This is a genomic window from Thiococcus pfennigii (assembly GCF_016583835.1).
Lineage (GTDB): Bacteria > Pseudomonadota > Gammaproteobacteria > Chromatiales > Chromatiaceae > Thiococcus > Thiococcus pfennigii.
In genome coordinates, this window is record NZ_NRRW01000010.1 from 55,659 (window position 1) to 72,108 (window position 16,450).

Annotated in this window: 10 protein-coding genes; 8 read left to right on the forward strand and 2 right to left on the reverse strand. The window is 64.7% G+C overall.

Annotated elements, in window-relative coordinates:
* Window positions 1-97 precede the first annotated feature (97 nt).
* The 8 genes from recC to CKO41_RS05355 all read left to right on the forward strand — a co-directional run bounded on the left by recC (window position 98) and on the right by CKO41_RS05355 (window position 15,151).
* Window positions 98-3,355 carry an exodeoxyribonuclease V subunit gamma gene (gene recC, locus CKO41_RS05315; protein ID WP_200381462.1) on the forward strand — a complete coding sequence of 1,086 codons (3,258 nt, stop codon included), beginning with the start codon at window positions 98-100 and terminating at the stop codon, window positions 3,353-3,355.
* Entirely contained in the window at window positions 3,352-6,933 is a 3,582-nt protein-coding gene (gene recB / locus CKO41_RS05320) for an exodeoxyribonuclease V subunit beta (RefSeq protein WP_200381463.1), read from the forward strand. The genes recC and recB overlap by 4 nt, the downstream gene beginning before the upstream one ends.
* Window positions 6,930-8,810, forward strand: coding sequence for an exodeoxyribonuclease V subunit alpha (gene recD / locus CKO41_RS05325; RefSeq protein ID WP_200381464.1), 1,881 nt, complete (start codon window positions 6,930-6,932; stop codon window positions 8,808-8,810). The genes recB and recD overlap by 4 nt, the downstream gene beginning before the upstream one ends.
* Window positions 8,811-8,942: 132 nt before the next feature.
* Window positions 8,943-9,425: a type II toxin-antitoxin system VapC family toxin gene (locus CKO41_RS05330; protein WP_200381465.1), complete on the forward strand. Its 483-nt coding sequence runs from the start codon at window positions 8,943-8,945 to the stop codon at window positions 9,423-9,425.
* Complete coding sequence (locus CKO41_RS05335; RefSeq protein ID WP_200381466.1) at window positions 9,418-9,591, forward strand: hypothetical protein; 174 nt, start codon at window positions 9,418-9,420, stop codon at window positions 9,589-9,591. Before CKO41_RS05330 ends, CKO41_RS05335 begins: the two co-directional genes overlap by 8 nt.
* Before the next feature lie 409 nt (window positions 9,592-10,000).
* Window positions 10,001-10,225, forward strand: a complete 225-nt coding sequence (locus CKO41_RS05340; protein ID WP_200381467.1) for an addiction module protein — start codon at window positions 10,001-10,003, stop codon at window positions 10,223-10,225.
* Between the two features lie 314 nt (window positions 10,226-10,539).
* Complete coding sequence (locus CKO41_RS05345; protein ID WP_200381468.1) at window positions 10,540-13,239, forward strand: ATP-dependent DNA helicase; 2,700 nt, start codon at window positions 10,540-10,542, stop codon at window positions 13,237-13,239.
* Window positions 13,240-13,693: 454 nt separating this feature from the next.
* On the forward strand, window positions 13,694-15,151 hold the full coding sequence (locus CKO41_RS05355) for an ApeA N-terminal domain 1-containing protein (RefSeq protein WP_200381470.1): 1,458 nt from the start codon (window positions 13,694-13,696) through the stop codon (window positions 15,149-15,151).
* Window positions 15,152-15,804: 653 nt separating this feature from the next.
* Here CKO41_RS05355 and CKO41_RS05360 read toward each other — a convergent pair.
* On the reverse strand, window positions 15,805-16,038 hold the full coding sequence (locus CKO41_RS05360) for a hypothetical protein (protein WP_207143778.1): 234 nt from the start codon (window positions 16,036-16,038) through the stop codon (window positions 15,805-15,807).
* 16 nt (window positions 16,039-16,054) lie between these two features.
* Entirely contained in the window at window positions 16,055-16,273 is a 219-nt protein-coding gene (locus tag CKO41_RS05365; RefSeq protein ID WP_200254122.1) for a DUF433 domain-containing protein, read from the reverse strand.
* Window positions 16,274-16,450: the final 177 nt, after the last annotated feature.

Genomic DNA, 16,450 nt, shown 5'->3' on the forward strand with positions numbered 1-16,450 from the left:
TCGTCCTGCTAGTGCAACATCCGCGAGCCCATCGCCCGGCCCGTCGTCGCGCGGTGGTGGCGGGTAGGGGGCGAGACCCGCGGCATCCTGGAGACCCATGCTGCAGATCGTCCGTTCGAACCGTGTCGAATCCCTGTTCGACGTCCTGGCCCATCGCCTCGCCGCGGCGCCGTTGGCCTCGCCGCTCGCGCCCGAGATCGTCGTCGCGCCGAGCCCGGCGATGGCGCGCTGGGTCAATCTCCAGCTCGCCCGCCGCCACGGCGTGGCGGCCAACGTCCAGTATCCGTTGCCGTCTTCGTTCGTCTGGCAGCTGGCGCGCGAGCGCCTCGCCGACCTTCCCGAGGAGGACCCGCTCGCGATCGAGCAGCTCGCCTGGCAGGTCTTCGGCGCGCTGCCGGGGCTCTTGGGGGTCCCCGAATTCGCATCGCTGCGCCGCTATCTCGCCGATGACGGGCAGGCCCTCAGGCGCTGGCAGCTCGCCGGGCGCATCGCCGACCTCTTCGACCGCTACCAGCTCCACCGTCCCGAGCGGATCCGCGCTTGGGACGCGGGCGAGGGCGCGGACTGGCAGGCCGTCCTCTGGCGCCGGCTCGTCGCCGACATCGAAGGTGCCCACCGGGTCGCGGTCATCGACCGGCTCCTCGCGGCGTTCGCCGCGCCACCCAGGGAAGGGCAGGGCGATGGGTTGCCCGAGCGCATCAGCCTGTTCGCGATCTCCAGCCTGCCGCCGCTCCTGATCGAGGTCTTCCAGGCCCTCGCCGCGCACACGGCCGTCGATCTCTACCTGCACGCCCCGACCGACGCCTTCTGGGCCGACCTGGTCTCGCAGAAGGCCCTGGCCCGCAAGCGCCTGGAGCGCCCCGACGAGGCCGACCTCTGGGAGGTCGGCAACGCCCTGCTGGCCTCCTGGGGCCGTCAGGGCCAGGCCCTGCACGACCTGCTGCTGAGCCGCGACACGCCGCTCGTCGAGGTCGATGCCTTCACGGAGCCGGCCACCGACACGCTGCTCGGGCGCCTCCAGCACGACATCTTCAGGCTGCGCCCGATTGCCGCCGACGGCGAGTGCCAGGCCGTCGAGCCCGACGACTCGCTCCAGGTCCACGTCGTGCACAGCCCGTTGCGCGCGTGCCAGGTCCTGCACGACCGGCTGCTCGCGATGCTCGATGCCGACCAGAACCTCCGCCCCGAGGACATCCTGGTGATGATCCCCGAGATCAGCGCCTACGCGCCCTACGTCGAGGCCGTCTTCGACCAGGACGGCGAGCGCGGCCGGCCCTTCATCCCGTGGAACCTGTCCGACATCTCGGTCGCCGACGAGCACCCGCTCGTCGAGGTCTTTCTCGGGCTGCTGGATCTGCCGGCGAGCCGCTTCGGCCAGTCGGAGGTCCTGTCCTATCTCGACGTCCCCGAGCTCGCCGGGCACTTCGGTCTCGACGGCGAGGCGATCGCCCAGATCCGCGACTGGCTTGCCCAGGCGCGGCTGCGCTGGGGGCTCGATGCCGGGCACAAGGCGCGCCTCGGGCTGCCGGGGGCCGAGGAGAACACCTGGGCCCAGGCCGAGCGGCGCCTGTTCGCCGGCTATGCGATGGGCGATGCCATGGGCGAGGTCGACCTCTTCGACGGTATCGCCCCGATCGGCGGTGTCGAGGGGACCGGCGCCGCGGTCCTCGGGCGCTTCTGGCGCCTGTTCGGGGCCCTGACCGAGGCGGCCGAGCGCCTCGCCGCGCCGCGCACGTCCGGGCAGTGGCAGGCCTGCCTTGGGGAGCTGCTCGTCGCGCTCTTCGGCGAGCGCGACGACGAGGACGGGCGCCTGCAGAAGATCCGCGACGCCCTCGGCGAACTCGCCGAGCAGGCCGCTGGGCTTGCGGAGCCGCTCTCGCCGGCGCTCGTGCGCCGCTGGCTCGCCGCGCGCCTCGGTGCCGCCGGGCGGCGGGGGCGTTACTTCAGCGGCGGCGTGACCTTCTGCGGCATGCGCCCGATGCGCAGCCTCCCGTTCCAGGTGATCTGCGTGCTCGGCCTCGACGACCTGGCCTTCCCGCGGCGTGACCGCCCAGTCGAGCTCGACGTCGCCCCCGAGGGCTGGCGCCCCGGCGACCCGCGCAAGGGCGACGAGGACCGCTACCTGTTCCTCGAGACCCTCCTCTGCGCGCGCCGCCGCCTGTATCTGAGCCATGTCGGGCGCGACATCCGCCGCAACACCGAGCGCCAGCCCTCGGTCCTCCTGCGCGAGCTGCTCGACTATATCGACCAGCAGTATCGTCCCGCCGACGGCGCCGACGACCGCCCGCTCAGCGCGCGCCTGACGCAGGTCCACCCGTTGCAGCCGTTCAGCCCGCGCAGCTACGCCGCCGGCACCGGCAGCTACGACGACTACTGGTGCGAGGTCGCCCGCGCGATCCAGGCGCCCAGCCCGCCGGACACGGTCGCGACCGACTGGTGCGGGCACCGCCTGCCCGGGGCCCCCGAGCGGATGCGCGAGGTCACGCTGGAGCAGCTCGAACGCTTCCTGCGCCACCCGATCCGCTACTTCGTCACGAGCCGCCTGCAGGTCCATCTGGGCGAGGAGGCCCCGGCCGACGACGCTGAGCCCTTCGCCTGCGATGGCCTCGAACGCTACCTGCTGAAGGAGCGGCTCGTCGCCGACCGGTTGCGCGGACGCACGCCGTCGCGCAAGCGGCTCGGCGCCGAGGGGGCGCTGCCGCACGGGGCCTTCGCCGACCTGGTGCTGGGCGAGCAGGACGAGCAGGTCGCCCCGCTGGTCGAGCGCCTGGCGCCCTATCGCGAGCGGCGTCCCGAGCCGGTCGCGATCGACCTCGCCTTCGACGCCGATGACGGCCCGCGGCGCCTCACCGGCCAGGTCGCCGACATCTATCCCGGCCTCGGCCTGCTGCGCTGGCGGCCGGGCACGATACGCGGCGCCGATCTGCTGGGCCTGTGGCTCGCCCACCTCGCCTGGTGCGCGGCCGGCGGCCCCGGCGAACGGCGCAGCGCCCTGCACACGCCCGGCGAGGGCCGCGGAATCGAGGCCGCGCTGTCGCCGGCCGAGGCCCAGGCCGCGCTCGCCCGCTACCTCGGCTGGTACTGGGAGGGCCTGCACCGCCCGCTGCTCGCGCTGCCAAAGGCGAGCTGGGCCTATGCCCAGGCCCGCCACCGCGGCGGGCGCGCCGATCCGCTCACCGCAGCGCGCAGCGGCTGGCTCGGCAACGACTACCAGGGCATCCCGGGCGACCGGCACGACCCCTATGTCGCGCTGGTGCTGCGCGGCGTCGCCGGCGAGCCGCTCGCCCACCCGGAGTTCCAGCGGCTCGCCGAGGCCTTCTACGACGAACCGCTCGCCCACGGAGCGCCGCTGTGACCTACCGGACCCTCGACACCCCGGCCGTCCTCGCGCTGCCGCTGACCGGCGTGCGCCTGATCGAGGCCAGCGCCGGCACCGGCAAGACCTACACGATCGCGAACCTCTACCTGCGCCACATCCTGGCCGGTCGCGCGGTCGGCGAGGTCCTGGTCGTGACCTTCACGATCGCCGCGACCGACGAGCTGCGCGGGCGTATCCGCGCGCGCCTCTTCGAGGCCCTCGGGCTCCTCGAGCGCGAGGGCGAGACCAAGGACGCCTTCCTCGCCGAGCTGGTCGCCGGGATCCGCGCCGCCGGCGAGCAGGAGATCGCGGCCCGCCGGCTGCGCCTCGCGGTGCGGGCGATGGACGAGGCGGCCATCTACACGATCCACGGCTTCTGCCAGCGCGCCCTGACCGAGCTCGCCTTCCGCAGTGGCCAGCCCTTCGAGATGGAGGTGACGGCCGACGACGCCGCCCTCTGGCGCCAGGCCGTCCAGGACTGGTGGCGGCGCACCGGCTACCCGCTCGCCCCGGCACAGGCGCGGTTCTTCCGCGCCGCCCTCGGGGATCTGGGGCCGTTCCGCGCGCTCCTCGCACCGCTCCTCGGCGCCCAGCCGCAGCGGCTGCTGCCGGAGCCGACCGAGACCGGCGGGCTCGAGGCCATCCTCGCCGGGCTCGATGCGCTGGTCCCGGCCATCGAGCGGCTGGCCGCCGACTGGGCGCGCGACGGTGAGCGCCTGAAGGCGCTGCTCCTCGACTCGAAGGGCCTCGGCCGCAGCCAGAAGAGCCCCTACCGACTGGACAATCTGGGGCCGGCGCTCGAGGCCCTCGACGATTGGTTCGCGGCCGGCGACCGGCTGGCCGTGCCGGCCGCCTTCGAGGTCCTGACGGCCGGCTGCCTGACCGGCAACGCCCTCAAGAAGCACGACCCGGCGCTCGACGACCCCTTCTTCGCCGCATGCGACGCGCTCTGGCAGGACCACCAGCGGCTGCGGCGCGACCTGCGCGTGGCCGCCCTCGCCGAGGCCGCGGCCTTCGCCCGGCGCGCGGTGCGCGAGGCCAAGCAGCAGGCCCAGCGCCTGTCGTTCGACGACCTCCTGACCGAGATGCACGCGGCCCTCGCAGGCGAGGGCGGCGCGGCGCTCGCCGAGGCGGTCTGCCGGCGCTTCCCGGTCGCGATGATCGACGAGTTCCAGGACACCGACCCCATCCAGTACGGCATCTTCCGCCGCCTCTACCTGGCGCGCCCCGACGGCGGCCTGATACTGATCGGCGACCCCAAGCAGGCCATCTACAGCTTCCGCGGCGGCGACATCTTCACCTACATGCAGGCCAAGGAGGACGTCGGCGCCGAGGCCATCTACACGCTGACGACCAACTGGCGCTCGACGCCGGCGGTGGTCGCCGCCGTCAACGCGGTCTTCACGCAGCGCGCCGCCGACGCCTTCGTCTACGGCGAGGCGATCCCGTTCGCCCCGGCGCAGGCGGCCGAGAAGACCCATCGCCACCTGTTGCGCGACGGCGCCGCCCAGCCGGCGCTGACCCTCTGGACGCTGCCCACCGAGCGCACCGCGAAGGGCGAGGACAAGGCCCTGTCGAAGGACGCCGCCGCGCGGCTCACCCATGCGGCAGTCGCCGACGCCGTCGCCCGGCTGCTCGGCGAGGCCCGCGCCGGGCGCGCCCGGATCGGCGAGCGGCCGCTCGTGCCGAACGACATCGCGGTCCTGGTGCGTACCGCGTTCGAGGCCGCTGCGCTGCGCCTGGCCCTCGCCGAGCGGGGCGTCGCCGCGGTCGCCGTCGAGCGCACCGGGGTCCTGGAGACCGAGGAGGCCGCGGCGCTCGAGACCCTGCTGCAAGCGGTCCTGACCCCGCGCGATCGGGGGCTCGCGCGGCTCGCGCTCGCCTCGCCGCTGCTCGGCCGCGACTATGCCGAGATCGAGCGCCTGAGCCGCGACGAGCTCGACTGGGCGGCCTGGGTCGATGGTCTCCTCGCGCTCCACGAGACCTGGCAGCGCAAGGGCTTCATGGCCATGTTCCAGCAGATGCTGCGCCGCCTGGACCTGGCCGGCGCCCTGAGCCGCGGGCCGCTGCCGGAGCGGCGCCTGACCAACCTGCTGCACCTGGGCGAGCTCCTCCAGCAGGCCTCGAAGGCCCATGCCGGGATGGACGCGTTGCTCGGCTGGTACCGGCAGCAGCGCGGCGAGGGGGCGAGCGAGGAGACCATCCTGCGCCTGGAGAGCGACGCCGATCTGGTCCAGATCGTCACCATCCATGGCAGCAAGGGCCTGCAGTACCCGGTCGTCTTCGTCCCCTACCTGTGGGGCTGCCGGCCGCGCGGCGGCGACGGCCTGCTCGGCTTCCATCGGGGGCGCGAGGCCTGCCTCGATGCCGGCTCCGATCACTTCGAGGCCCACCGGCGCCTCGCCGAGCAGGAGCGGCTCGCCGAGGACGTGCGCCTTGCCTATGTCGCCCTGACCCGCGCCGAGGCCGCCCTTTACCTGGTCTGGGGCCGCGCCGGGTCGAAGGATGGTCACGCCGGGCAGAGCGCCCTCGGCTACCTGCTGCACCCGCGCCAGGGCGCGGCGGAGCTCGTCGACACGCTGCCGGACGCCTTCGGCGGCGACCCCGACCTGGGGCCGGACCTGGAACGCCTGGCCGCCGCCGCCCCCGGGGCCATCGTCGTCGCGCCGCTGCCGGAGCCGGCCGAAAGCCCGATCCGCCCGCCGGCCGAGGCCCCCCCCGAGCTCGCACCGCGCCCGTTCGGCGGGCGGATCGCGACCGATTGGCGGATCAGCAGCTTCTCGGCCCTGACCCGCGACGTCCACTCGGGGCCGGCGATCCCGCGCTCGCCGGCGGCCGAGGACGTCGCGATGCGCTTCCCGGCCGGCACCCAGGTCGGCTCCTATCTGCACCTGCTGCTCGAGCGCATCGACTTCCAGGGCGACGTGCGCGCGCAGGTGCTGGCGCTCAGCGCCCGGGTCGCGCCGCGCTTCGGGATCGACCACGCCCGCTGGGGCGCGGACGCCGCCGAGCTGCTGGAGCGGGTCGTGCAGACGCCGCTCGATGCGAATGGTCTCCGGCTCGCGGCCATCCCGGCGGCGCACCGCCTGAGCGAGCTGGAGGTCGACTTCGCGACCGATCCGGTCTCGATCCCGGCGCTCAACCGGCTGCTCGCACGGGCCGCCGGCGAGCCGCTCGCGCCGCTCGAGGTCGAGGGTTTCCAGGGCCTGGTCAACGGCGTCGTCGACCTGGTCGTCGAGCACGAGGGGCGCTACTACATCGCCGACTACAAGAGCAACTACTTGGGCGGCGCCTTCGCTGACTACGCGGCCGAGCGGCTGCGCGCCGTCGTCTACGAGCGGCGCTACGACCTCCAGTTCCTGCTCTACACGCTGGCCCTGCACCGCTACCTCGGCCGGCGCCTGCCGGGCTACGACTACGCGCGCCACTTCGGCGGCGTCTACTGCCTGTTCCTGCGCGGCATGCGCCCGGAGAGCGGGCCGCGCTGCGGCGTCTTCCCGATTCGCCCGGCACTGGATGTCCTCGCCGAGCTCGACGAGGTCGTCTTCCGCTACGCCGCCGAGGAGACCCCATGAGCGACGAGCTGCGCCGCCTGATGGAGACCGGCCGGCTCGCGCCGCTCGGCTACTACTTCGCCCGCTTCGTCGCCCGCGGCAGCGGCGCCGGCGAGGGCTCGCTGCTGGCGTTGAGCGCGGCCCTGGTGAGCCAGCGCAACCTGCAAGGGGATGTCTGCGTCGACCTCGCCGAGGAGGTCGGCCGGCCGCTGTTCGACAACGCGAGCGAAGGCGAGACCGATGGCACGGAGCCGGTCGCCGTCCCGCTCGGCCCGGCGCTCGGGCCTTGGCTCGCCGACCTCGCGGCCAGCCCCTGGGTCGGCGGCCCGGGCGCCGAGGCGCCGTTGATCCTCGACAGGCGCCGGCTCTATCTCGGCAAGTACTGGCACTTCGAGCAGCAGGTCGCCGCGGCCCTGCGCGCGCGCCTCGACTGGGTCGCCGAGCTCGACCGCGCGCGCCTCGCCGAGGGGCTCGCGCGGCTCTTCGACGACGGCTCGGCGGGCGAGGTCGACTGGCAGCGGGTCGCTGCCGCCGTCGCCGTCGCGCGGCGCTTCGCCGTCATCTCGGGCGGGCCGGGCACCGGCAAGACGACGACCGTCGTCAAGGTCCTCGCGCTGCTGCTGGAGCAGGACCCGCGCCAACGGATCGCGCTGGCCGCGCCGACCGGCAAGGCCGCGGCGCGCCTGACCGAGGCGGTGCGCGGGCGCAAGGGCGGCCTGGCGCTCGACGCCGCCGTGCTCGCCCGCATCCCGGAGGAGGCGAGCACGATCCACCGGCTGCTCGGGTTCGGCCGCGACGGCGGCCCGCGCTACGGCCGCGACAACCCGCTGCCGCTCGACTGCCTGGTCGTCGACGAGGCCTCGATGCTCGACCTGCCGTTGACCGCCCGGCTGCTCGCGGCGCTGCCGGCGCAGGCCCGCCTGATCCTACTCGGCGACCGCGACCAGCTCGCCTCGGTCGAGGCCGGCAACGTCCTCGGCGACATCACCGGACACGGTCAGGAGATCCGCTACGGACCGGCGCAGGTCGAGGCCCTGGAGGCGCTCGGCGCCGCGCCCGCCGGTCGGCTGCGCCTGGTCTCCAAGCAGGACAGCGCGCCGCCACCCGTCGCCGATGCCGTCGGGCTGCTGCGGGTCAGCCACCGCTTCCGGGCCGAGAGCGGCATCGGCGCGCTCGCGGCCCGCGTCAACGTCGGGGCAGGGGAGGCGGCGCTGGCACTGCTCGACGACCCCGCCCACGAGGACATCGACTGGCTCGACGCCCGCCCCGACGGCCTGCACCCGGCCTGCATCGCCTGGGCGGCCGCCCGCTACGGCCGCTACCTGCGCGAGCCCGACGTCGCCGTGGCGCTGCGCACCTTCGAGTCGGCGCGGGTCCTCGCCGCCGTGCACCGCGGACCGTTCGGCGTCGCCGAGCTCAACCGGGCGATCGCGGCGCGCCTCCAGGTCCAGGGCCTGATCGCCGGCGGCGACGAATACCACGGTAAGCCCGTCATGGTGACGACCAACGACTATGAAGTCGGTCTCTTTAACGGCGACATCGGCCTCCTCTGGCGCGACCCCGACGGCGCGCTACGCGCCTACTTCCCGCTCGCCGGCGGCCAGGTCCGGCGCGTCTCGGTCCGCCAACTCCCCGAGCACGCCTGCGCCTACGCGCTCACCGTCCACAAGAGCCAAGGCTCCGAACTCGACGAAGTCCTCCTCGTCCTGCCCCACGAACCAGGCCCGGTCGTCACCCGCGAACTCATCTACACCGGCATCACCCGCGCGCGGCAGCGCGTCACGATTCAGGGGCATCGGGCGGCGTTTCTTGCCGGTTGTCGGAAGCGGGTTCGAAGGGCTTCGGCTTTGGCGGAGCGGTTGGGGTGGGGAAGGATCGTCACGGACGAATCGGAGTAGATGGGCGGCGCGACGTGGGCTATATTCAGTCGGCGACGGAAGTTTACGGAGAGTGTTTGTTAGGTGGGGCGAAAAGGCTAGATATTTCTTATAGTTGGCGATAGCTTCGGGACGAAGCGGCAAACAATGTCAATGAAAGCCATTGTCTATATCGAATCTTCGATAATCAGTTACTTGGCTTCTCGACCGAGCCGTGATGTCATTGTCGCGGGTCGGCAAGCAGTGACGCTTGAATGGTGGGAAACTGAGAAGGAACGCTTTGATTTGCGGGTATCAGCGCTGGTAGAAGATGAAATTTCGCGCGGCGATCCTTCTGCCGCTCAGCGACGGCTAGCGCTCATAGACGGAATTCCGAGCCTTGCCGCTACGAATAACTCGCTTCTCCTCGCCGAAAGGCTCATTGCAGAAAAGGCGATCCCGGTAGGCAGCGAAGATGACGCACTGCACATCGCCATCGCGGCAACTCAGGGCGTGGACTACCTGCTTACATGGAATTTCAAGCACATCAATAACGCAGAAACAAAGAAATCGATTGCCAGGGTTGTCGAGTCGCTCGGTTACGTTTGCCCGACGCTGTGCTCCCCTGAAGAGCTCGGAGGTGCATTTGATGATTGACGATCCCATTGTCGAGGAAGTGCGAAAGCACCGCGAAGAGCATGCCTCTGCCCATGGGCATGATCTTCGGCGCATTGTTGCTGCGCTACAAGAACGGGAAGCGCGCTCACAACGTCCTGTGCTGAATCCTGGTCCAAAATATTTGCTTCGAAAAACCGCAAGCTAATGACGCACGAACTCCACTTACCGGCTAGTGGCCCCAAGCCGGATGGTTGCGGGAAGGGATGCCGGCGACAGGGCCGTAGGGCGGGAAAGCGCAGCGCGTCCCGCCGTTCGCGATCAGTCGCCCCACCGCCGCTCGACGGGCCTGTGGTGTTCTGTGCGATGATCCGCGGTCGGGGTCGGCTAGATGATTATCAGGCCTTGTCTTTTGCCCGTTTCGGGTTGAGCTATGATCCATAGCTCGCCCACTCAAAACCCGAATTTCCCGGCGCTCTGTGCTACATCACCTCGCGCGGAGAAGCGGAAAAGGGGAGCGACAGGGCCCGCCGGGCTCAATTAATTCACGCTCGGTCCGGGGTCTTGCCTCCGTTTTCCATTCAAGGCTCATATCAATACATCTTCCAGGATTTGGCATGAACCTACACGAGATCGAGCGCGAAGCCCTCCACCTTTCAGAGGAAGAAAGGGCAGTACTTGCTCAAAAGCTTTTGCTGAGCCTAGATACGCCAACCGAGGCGGAAATCGCCAAGGACTGGCTCGTAGAGGCGGATCGCAGGGCGCGCGAACTCGATTCCGGACTCGTCGAGGCAATTCCGGCGCAAGAAGTGAGGCGCAAGGCGATGTCTCTGCTCAGATGAGCTACTTTTTTCACCCTGCCGCAGAAGCGGAATATTTGGAAGCTATAGCCTATTACGAGTCGAAACGCGCTGGGCTTGGGGCGACCTTTTTTTGCAGAGTTCGAACGAGAGATTGAAAGGATCTGCGAGGCGCCGCATCGAAATCCCGTTGAAAAGCCACCTGACGTCAGGCGCCTGCGCATGAAAAGATTTCCATTCACGGTTTTGTACCGTGAGCACGCAGGGGTACGGGGTCAAGTCTTGCAATCACGCAATGCGCGATTGCAAGACTTGACCCCGCTTTCTTGTTTGAGTCAAGCGGGATTTGACAGATAATGACCACGGTGAGTAAGCAGATTCAGAGCGCTGACGAGGCGATCTGTCGGAATATCGAATCGATGGCTGACCAGCGGGCATTGCTCTCGCAGAACGTTCTCTCACAGATCCGGAACCTAGTCGAAGGAGTAGCGGTCCGTCTCCACACGGGATCACCCGATGCCGAATTTAACTATGCCGCGGTAGAACCGGGTCTCGCCTTCGTCAAGAGCCAGGCAAGTTTCAACTTCCTCGGCAAGTTCCACAAACTGATTCAGAAAAGTGCTTCTCACTACACGCTGGATGGGGACGCTTCCGAGCGTTTGATGCTCAAGTACTATGAGTACCTCCACCGCATCCGCAGCTTGCTTCAAGATAACTGTGGATTCGCAGTGCTGGCGAACCTGGATGCCTTCCCGGTTGACCTCGATCCATCGCTGCGGGAGTACCATGAGAAGATCGCCGCTAGGATTGAGGCGGCCCGTTCAACTCCGCCGGACATCGGCACCACGGATCGGTACTACATCCATAAAACCCGCCCGTTCTTCGTTGCCAGGCGCATCTACTACGAAGTCACCTTCTACCGCGCCGTCAACAAGGTGAGCAAGTTCGACCGCATCATCGCCTTTACCGATATCGACATGGCTGACAAGTACTCCGCTATGTTGACGCTCAGGCGGGACTCGATCGATGTGCTCGGCCAGACGATGCCGATCACGATCATACGCGAGTGGGAGATCTCGATCCGCCCGTGCGAGTTCAACAATTTCGCGCGCCTGCTGGGCATGTCCATAACCGTTTGGACCAATTCGGAGGAGTATCGCTACCTGATGCGCAGGCTGACGGTCAGCTCCGGCAGCCTACTCGACCTGGTTGATATGTCCGACGCCGAGTACGTGACGGTAAAGGCGGCGGGTTTGGCTGGTGTCGGAAGGCCGCAGATCTACCCCGTGCTGGATGAAGCACGCCGCATCGTCAGTTCAGCCTGTCCGGGCCACAATATCCTTCGATATCTCATGCTGCGGATGCACAATCAAATTCTAAAGCCTCAGTATTACTGGAAAGGCTGTGACCCTCTTTCTGGCACGAAGCTTCAGTACGGCTGCATCCCCTTCGACACCATGCCGTTCTGCACATCGCTGCCGGGGCACAACCCCCGGTATTGGGACCTCGTCGAGAGCCTCGATGTGACCGGGCGGAACCATGAATTGCTCGCTCGACGCGTGAAGAACAACGTGGAGCGGCACGGAGTCCTTTACACGCCCGTGGCCGACCTCGCAGAATTCGGGGACGTCAACGACTTGATCCGCACATACAACAACAAGCTCTACTACAGGCACACCGAGCGTTGGCTCGTGCTCGACAAGGGCCATGTCTTCATACGTGGGTATGAGGACGACACTGTTTCCATCGTCGAGAGGCTTAAGGAGCACGCAACCTCCGGGATCGCAGGCTATACCCAAGCGGTCGAGCGCTGGCTCGATGAAACATCTCGTGGTATCGACGACCCGGCGAAGGAGGCCGCGCTCAAGCAGTTGTTTAGCCAGTCGCGCGTCGCCTTGATCTACGGTGCGGCCGGCACTGGCAAGTCGACAATGGTCGACCACATCGCGCAATACTTCAACGACAAAGAGAAGCTCTTCCTCGCGCATACTAACCCAGCGATTGACAATCTCAAACGTAAGGTAACTGCGCAGAATTCACATTTTCGGACGATCAGCAGCCAGATCTATAGAAGTGCCACCGATCCGGAGTACGACCTCCTCATTATTGACGAGTGCAGTACGGTGAGCAACGCAGACCTGATGAGGGTGCTGGAGAAGGCCTGCTTCAAGCTGCTCGTACTCGTCGGCGACGTGTACCAGATTGAGTCGATTCAGTTCGGCAACTGGTTCGAAATCATTCGCTCATTTATCCCGAGCACCTCCGTGTTCGAGCTGACGACGCCCTACAGAACCAAGAACGATTCACTCTTGGGCTTCTGGAATAAGGTTCGAGCCATCGAAGACGACATCGCAGAGGATATGGCACGTAACGGGTACTCGACCGTCCTGGACAAGACGTTGTTCGAAACCCACGAACAGGATGAGATCATTCTGTGCCTGAACTATGACGGTCTCTATGGAATCAACAACATCAATCGATTTTTGCAGAGCAGCAACCCCGGTGTGGCGACCAGCTGGCGGGTCTCCACGTACAAGATCGGTGATCCTGTTCTCTTCAACGAGACTGAACGGTTCCGCCCAGTGATCCACAACAACCTGAAGGGTCGAATCGTCGAGATCGAGCATGATCGCAGCTGGATCCAGTTCGATATAGAGCTCGACCGACCACTCAGCGAGTTCGACGTCGACGGTGTTGAACTAGAATGGATAGAGGGTTCGACCGTTCGTTTCAAGGTCTACGACTACGAAGCAAGCGATGACGACGATGATTCGCTGAACACAACCGTGCCGTTCCAGGTGGCCTATGCCGTCTCGATCCACAAGGCGCAGGGCCTCGAGTACAACTCCGTCAAGATCGTGATTACCGACGCTAATGAAGACGACATCACCCATAGCATCTTTTACACAGCAATAACTCGGGCTCGTGAGCATCTGCGGATCTTCTGGACGCCTGAGACGCAGCAGGGTGTTCTACGGCGCCTCCGCCGCAGCACGAACTCAAAAGACATCGCTCTTCTCGCTAGCCGTCGTGGCCTTACACCGGTTACTAGATGAGTTACAAGGTCAAAGATCGTGCAAAGATCGGGGTCAAAGGAGAAAACGGGGTCTACCATCGATCGCTGCGCGCCATGGAGAGCGGGTACGGGGTCAAGTCTTGCAATCACGCAATGGGCGATTGCAAGACTTGACCCCGCTTTCGGGTGTATTACGAGTCGAAACGCGCCGGGCTTGGGGCGACCTTTTTTACAGAGTTCGAACGAGAGATTGAAAGGATCTGCGAGGCGCCGCATCGAAATCCCGTTGAAAAGCCACCTGACGTCAGGCGCCTGCGAATGAAAAGATTTCCATTCACGGTTTTGTACCGAGAGCACGCAGGTTCCGTTCAGGTATTGGCAATGGCACACCATCGGCGGCGGCCTCAGTATTGGCTTGGACGGTTCTAGGGAGCGGATTAGGCCAGCAGCCGTTTATTCGTTGGGCTAGAAAACATTAATCGAGTTCAGCCCGCATGTCGTTAATCGAGTACGAAGAATTTGATGTTGTTGGTAAATGGTGGGTTCCAGGGAGAAATCAGCCGTCTCATCCTGGTAGGTTGGTCGTGTCTCAAAACGACGACCCTGCACTAGAGTTGCTTGACGATCTTGGCTTCCTAACCAAGCCAGCCGATGGCACTTACACTGACAGAAGTTTCCACGAATTCTTCCCTATTGTCTGTGGGCTCACCCAATTAGGCCCCGCAACGCTCATTAATTATCAACAGGGTCAGGCTGATTTCTTGGTTTTCGATATATTGCTAGAGGCTGAGGAAGATGCCCTATTTAACAAAATTCGACTAGAGATAAAACACCTTCCAGAGTGGATCGGGCAGCCCATATTGCATAGAACATTAACGTTCTGGAAAGATGGCGAAGGTGAACCCATTGGGAATGAACTGGTTTATAAATACAGAACGCTACCTGATGAAAATTTTCAGTCTGTTGATTTAGATTTCAAATTGTTCTTCGGGTTAAGCGCTAATGGAAGCGAATATAGCTCGGTAACATTAACCCCCAAGGTGTATCTCGATGTCTCTAGCGATGCACCTAGAACGCTACAAGATTGGTGGCTGGAAGTTATTCGTCCTTTAAGAGATCTATTTTCTCTAGCAGTTGACCAACCCACTGAAGTAGTAAGATTTAGCGTATTTATCAAAAAGGATGAGAGAGACAAGGAGTGTAGAGTTTATTTTAAAAGAAGGAAAGTGAAGTTAACCAACAAGGACTTAGCAACTCATGACATGCTATTTAGCAGGCGCGATCTTTTAAATGGGCTTGGAGGATTAATGGACAGTTGGTTTGGAATCATAAAAGATTTACCAATGTTTGCCAATTTATATTCATCAGTAACAAGAGATGAAGACCAGTACCTAGAGCAGAAGTTTTTAAGTCTTGCGCAAGCCATTGAGGTATATCACAGATATCGATTTGAGAGAAAAATTGCACCACCGCCAGGCTGGACAGAAAGAAGTGAAAGAATTGTAAAGGTTGCGCTGGACAGTGATAAGTCATGGCTGAAAAAAAGATTGAAGTGGTCTTCGGAACCACGTCTGCGGGATCAACTTTTACATATACTAAAAGCCTTAAGGCCTGCGACGAATTTGCTTGTTGTAGACATTAATGGATTTTCAGAGAAAGTAAAGAAAACCAGGCATTATTATACGCATTGGGATAGTAGGCGAGAAAAAGACGCAGTAACTTACCCGGAAATTTATTTTGTAACCAATACGCTTAGATATCTAGTGGCAGGATGTCTATTGCTGGAACTTGGCTTCGATCCTTATAGAATATCTGAGTTATTCAAAAGGAATCACCGCATACACAACTTTATACACAATGCGGATAATCCGATAAGCAATCACCAAGGTAAAACTACGAAGTCTACTTTCTATTCTATACAGGTTCAAAATAGCGCGAAAACAAACAATTAGCAGAAAGTTGCCCAGCGTAGTGTCACAAGGCCAAGGTCACCCCGTCAAGCCTCGGCGCAAGGCCGGTGTCAGGTCTTGTCTTTTGCATACGGGCTTGGATTTACGGTGGCAGTTTACTAAAGCAATGAAATATGGCGGTCTCTCGGCATGGCACGCCTACCTCGGAAGCTCTGGGGTCACGGAAGCTCTGCGGAAGCTCTGGGGTCACGGAAGCTCTGGGGTCAGGTCTTGCAATCCAGCACCGCCCGACTAAACTTAGCCCATGGCCAGACCCCTTCGTATAGAGCCGCCCGGCGGGCTCTAACACGTTACCTCGCGCGGCGATCGGCGTGAGGCCATCTATCGAGGGGAGGAGTCTGGTCTTCCCTTTTGACTTACTCTCGGCGGGTACGGCGGGTACGGGGTCACGCGGGGTACGGGGTCAAGTCTTGCAATCGCGCATTGCGTGATTGCAAGACTTGACCCCGCTTTCCGCGCTTTCCGTGACCCCGCTTTCCGCGCTTTCCGTGACCCCGCTTTCGCGCATTGCAGGGCCTGACAGTTGCCACGTCTGGGCTGAAGCTCGCTCACGCGAGCTGGAGCTCCCGATAGTCGCCGGCGGACATGGTATCGACGGCCTGCGCAACGGCCGTCGCTTGTTGCCGGAGGCGCGGCTAGCTCGTCGTGGACAGCACGAGGATGGCCAGATCACGACCGGCAAGCACCTGCTGGTGCTTCAGGTTGCAGTCCGTTGTGATCAACAGATCGAAGCCGCTCGCCTCCGCCCGGTCCAGCAACTCACGATCAGTGAGGGTTGCGCACGTCAGTTCCGAGGCGGTCGTGATTCGGTGATCGCCCAGGTGACGACGGAGTGGCGCGGGCACGCCTTGATCGAACAGAATCTGCACACTCAGGGCAGAATGGCTAGGCTGCTTCCAGGGAACGCGCTGCGTGCTCAAGCACGGCGCGTGCCTGTTCCAGCGTTACGTCCGGAAACCATTCGACGAACTCGCTGACCTGAGCGCCGTCTTCCAAGTTCTCGAACAGAGCGGCCACGGGTACGCGGGTACCGCGGAATACCCAGGCGCCGCTGAGCCTCGCGGCATTGCGCTCTACGGCTGTACATGTGCTCCAGTCGATCATGCCTGGATCCTAGCTTCGATTCGGCCGTGAAGCAATGCCGCAGGACGCGGGGTCACGCCTTGTCGCAGGGTCTTGGGGTCTTGCATTGACGCATCCCGGAGGCGCAGGGCGTGAGGGTCTCGCAGTGACATATCCGGAAGGCGCCGTGCGGCCGTTGGGGAATGCACGTTGGAGGCA

What these genes read in the sequence shown, in the direction of transcription:
- CKO41_RS05340 (WP_200381467.1), top strand. Translation starts at nt 10,001, where the DNA reads ATGAACCTACACGAGATCGAGCGCGAAGCCCTCCACCTTTCAGAGGAA.
- recC (WP_200381462.1), top strand. Translation starts at nt 98, where the DNA reads ATGCTGCAGATCGTCCGTTCGAACCGTGTCGAATCCCTGTTCGACGTC.
- CKO41_RS05335 (WP_200381466.1), top strand. Translation starts at nt 9,418, where the DNA reads ATGATTGACGATCCCATTGTCGAGGAAGTGCGAAAGCACCGCGAAGAG.
- CKO41_RS05345 (WP_200381468.1), top strand. Translation starts at nt 10,540, where the DNA reads ATGACCACGGTGAGTAAGCAGATTCAGAGCGCTGACGAGGCGATCTGT.
- CKO41_RS05355 (WP_200381470.1), top strand. Translation starts at nt 13,694, where the DNA reads ATGTCGTTAATCGAGTACGAAGAATTTGATGTTGTTGGTAAATGGTGG.
- recD (WP_200381464.1), top strand. Translation starts at nt 6,930, where the DNA reads ATGAGCGACGAGCTGCGCCGCCTGATGGAGACCGGCCGGCTCGCGCCG.
- CKO41_RS05330 (WP_200381465.1), top strand. Translation starts at nt 8,943, where the DNA reads ATGAAAGCCATTGTCTATATCGAATCTTCGATAATCAGTTACTTGGCT.
- CKO41_RS05365 (WP_200254122.1), bottom strand. Translation starts at nt 16,273, where the DNA reads ATGATCGACTGGAGCACATGTACAGCCGTAGAGCGCAATGCCGCGAGG.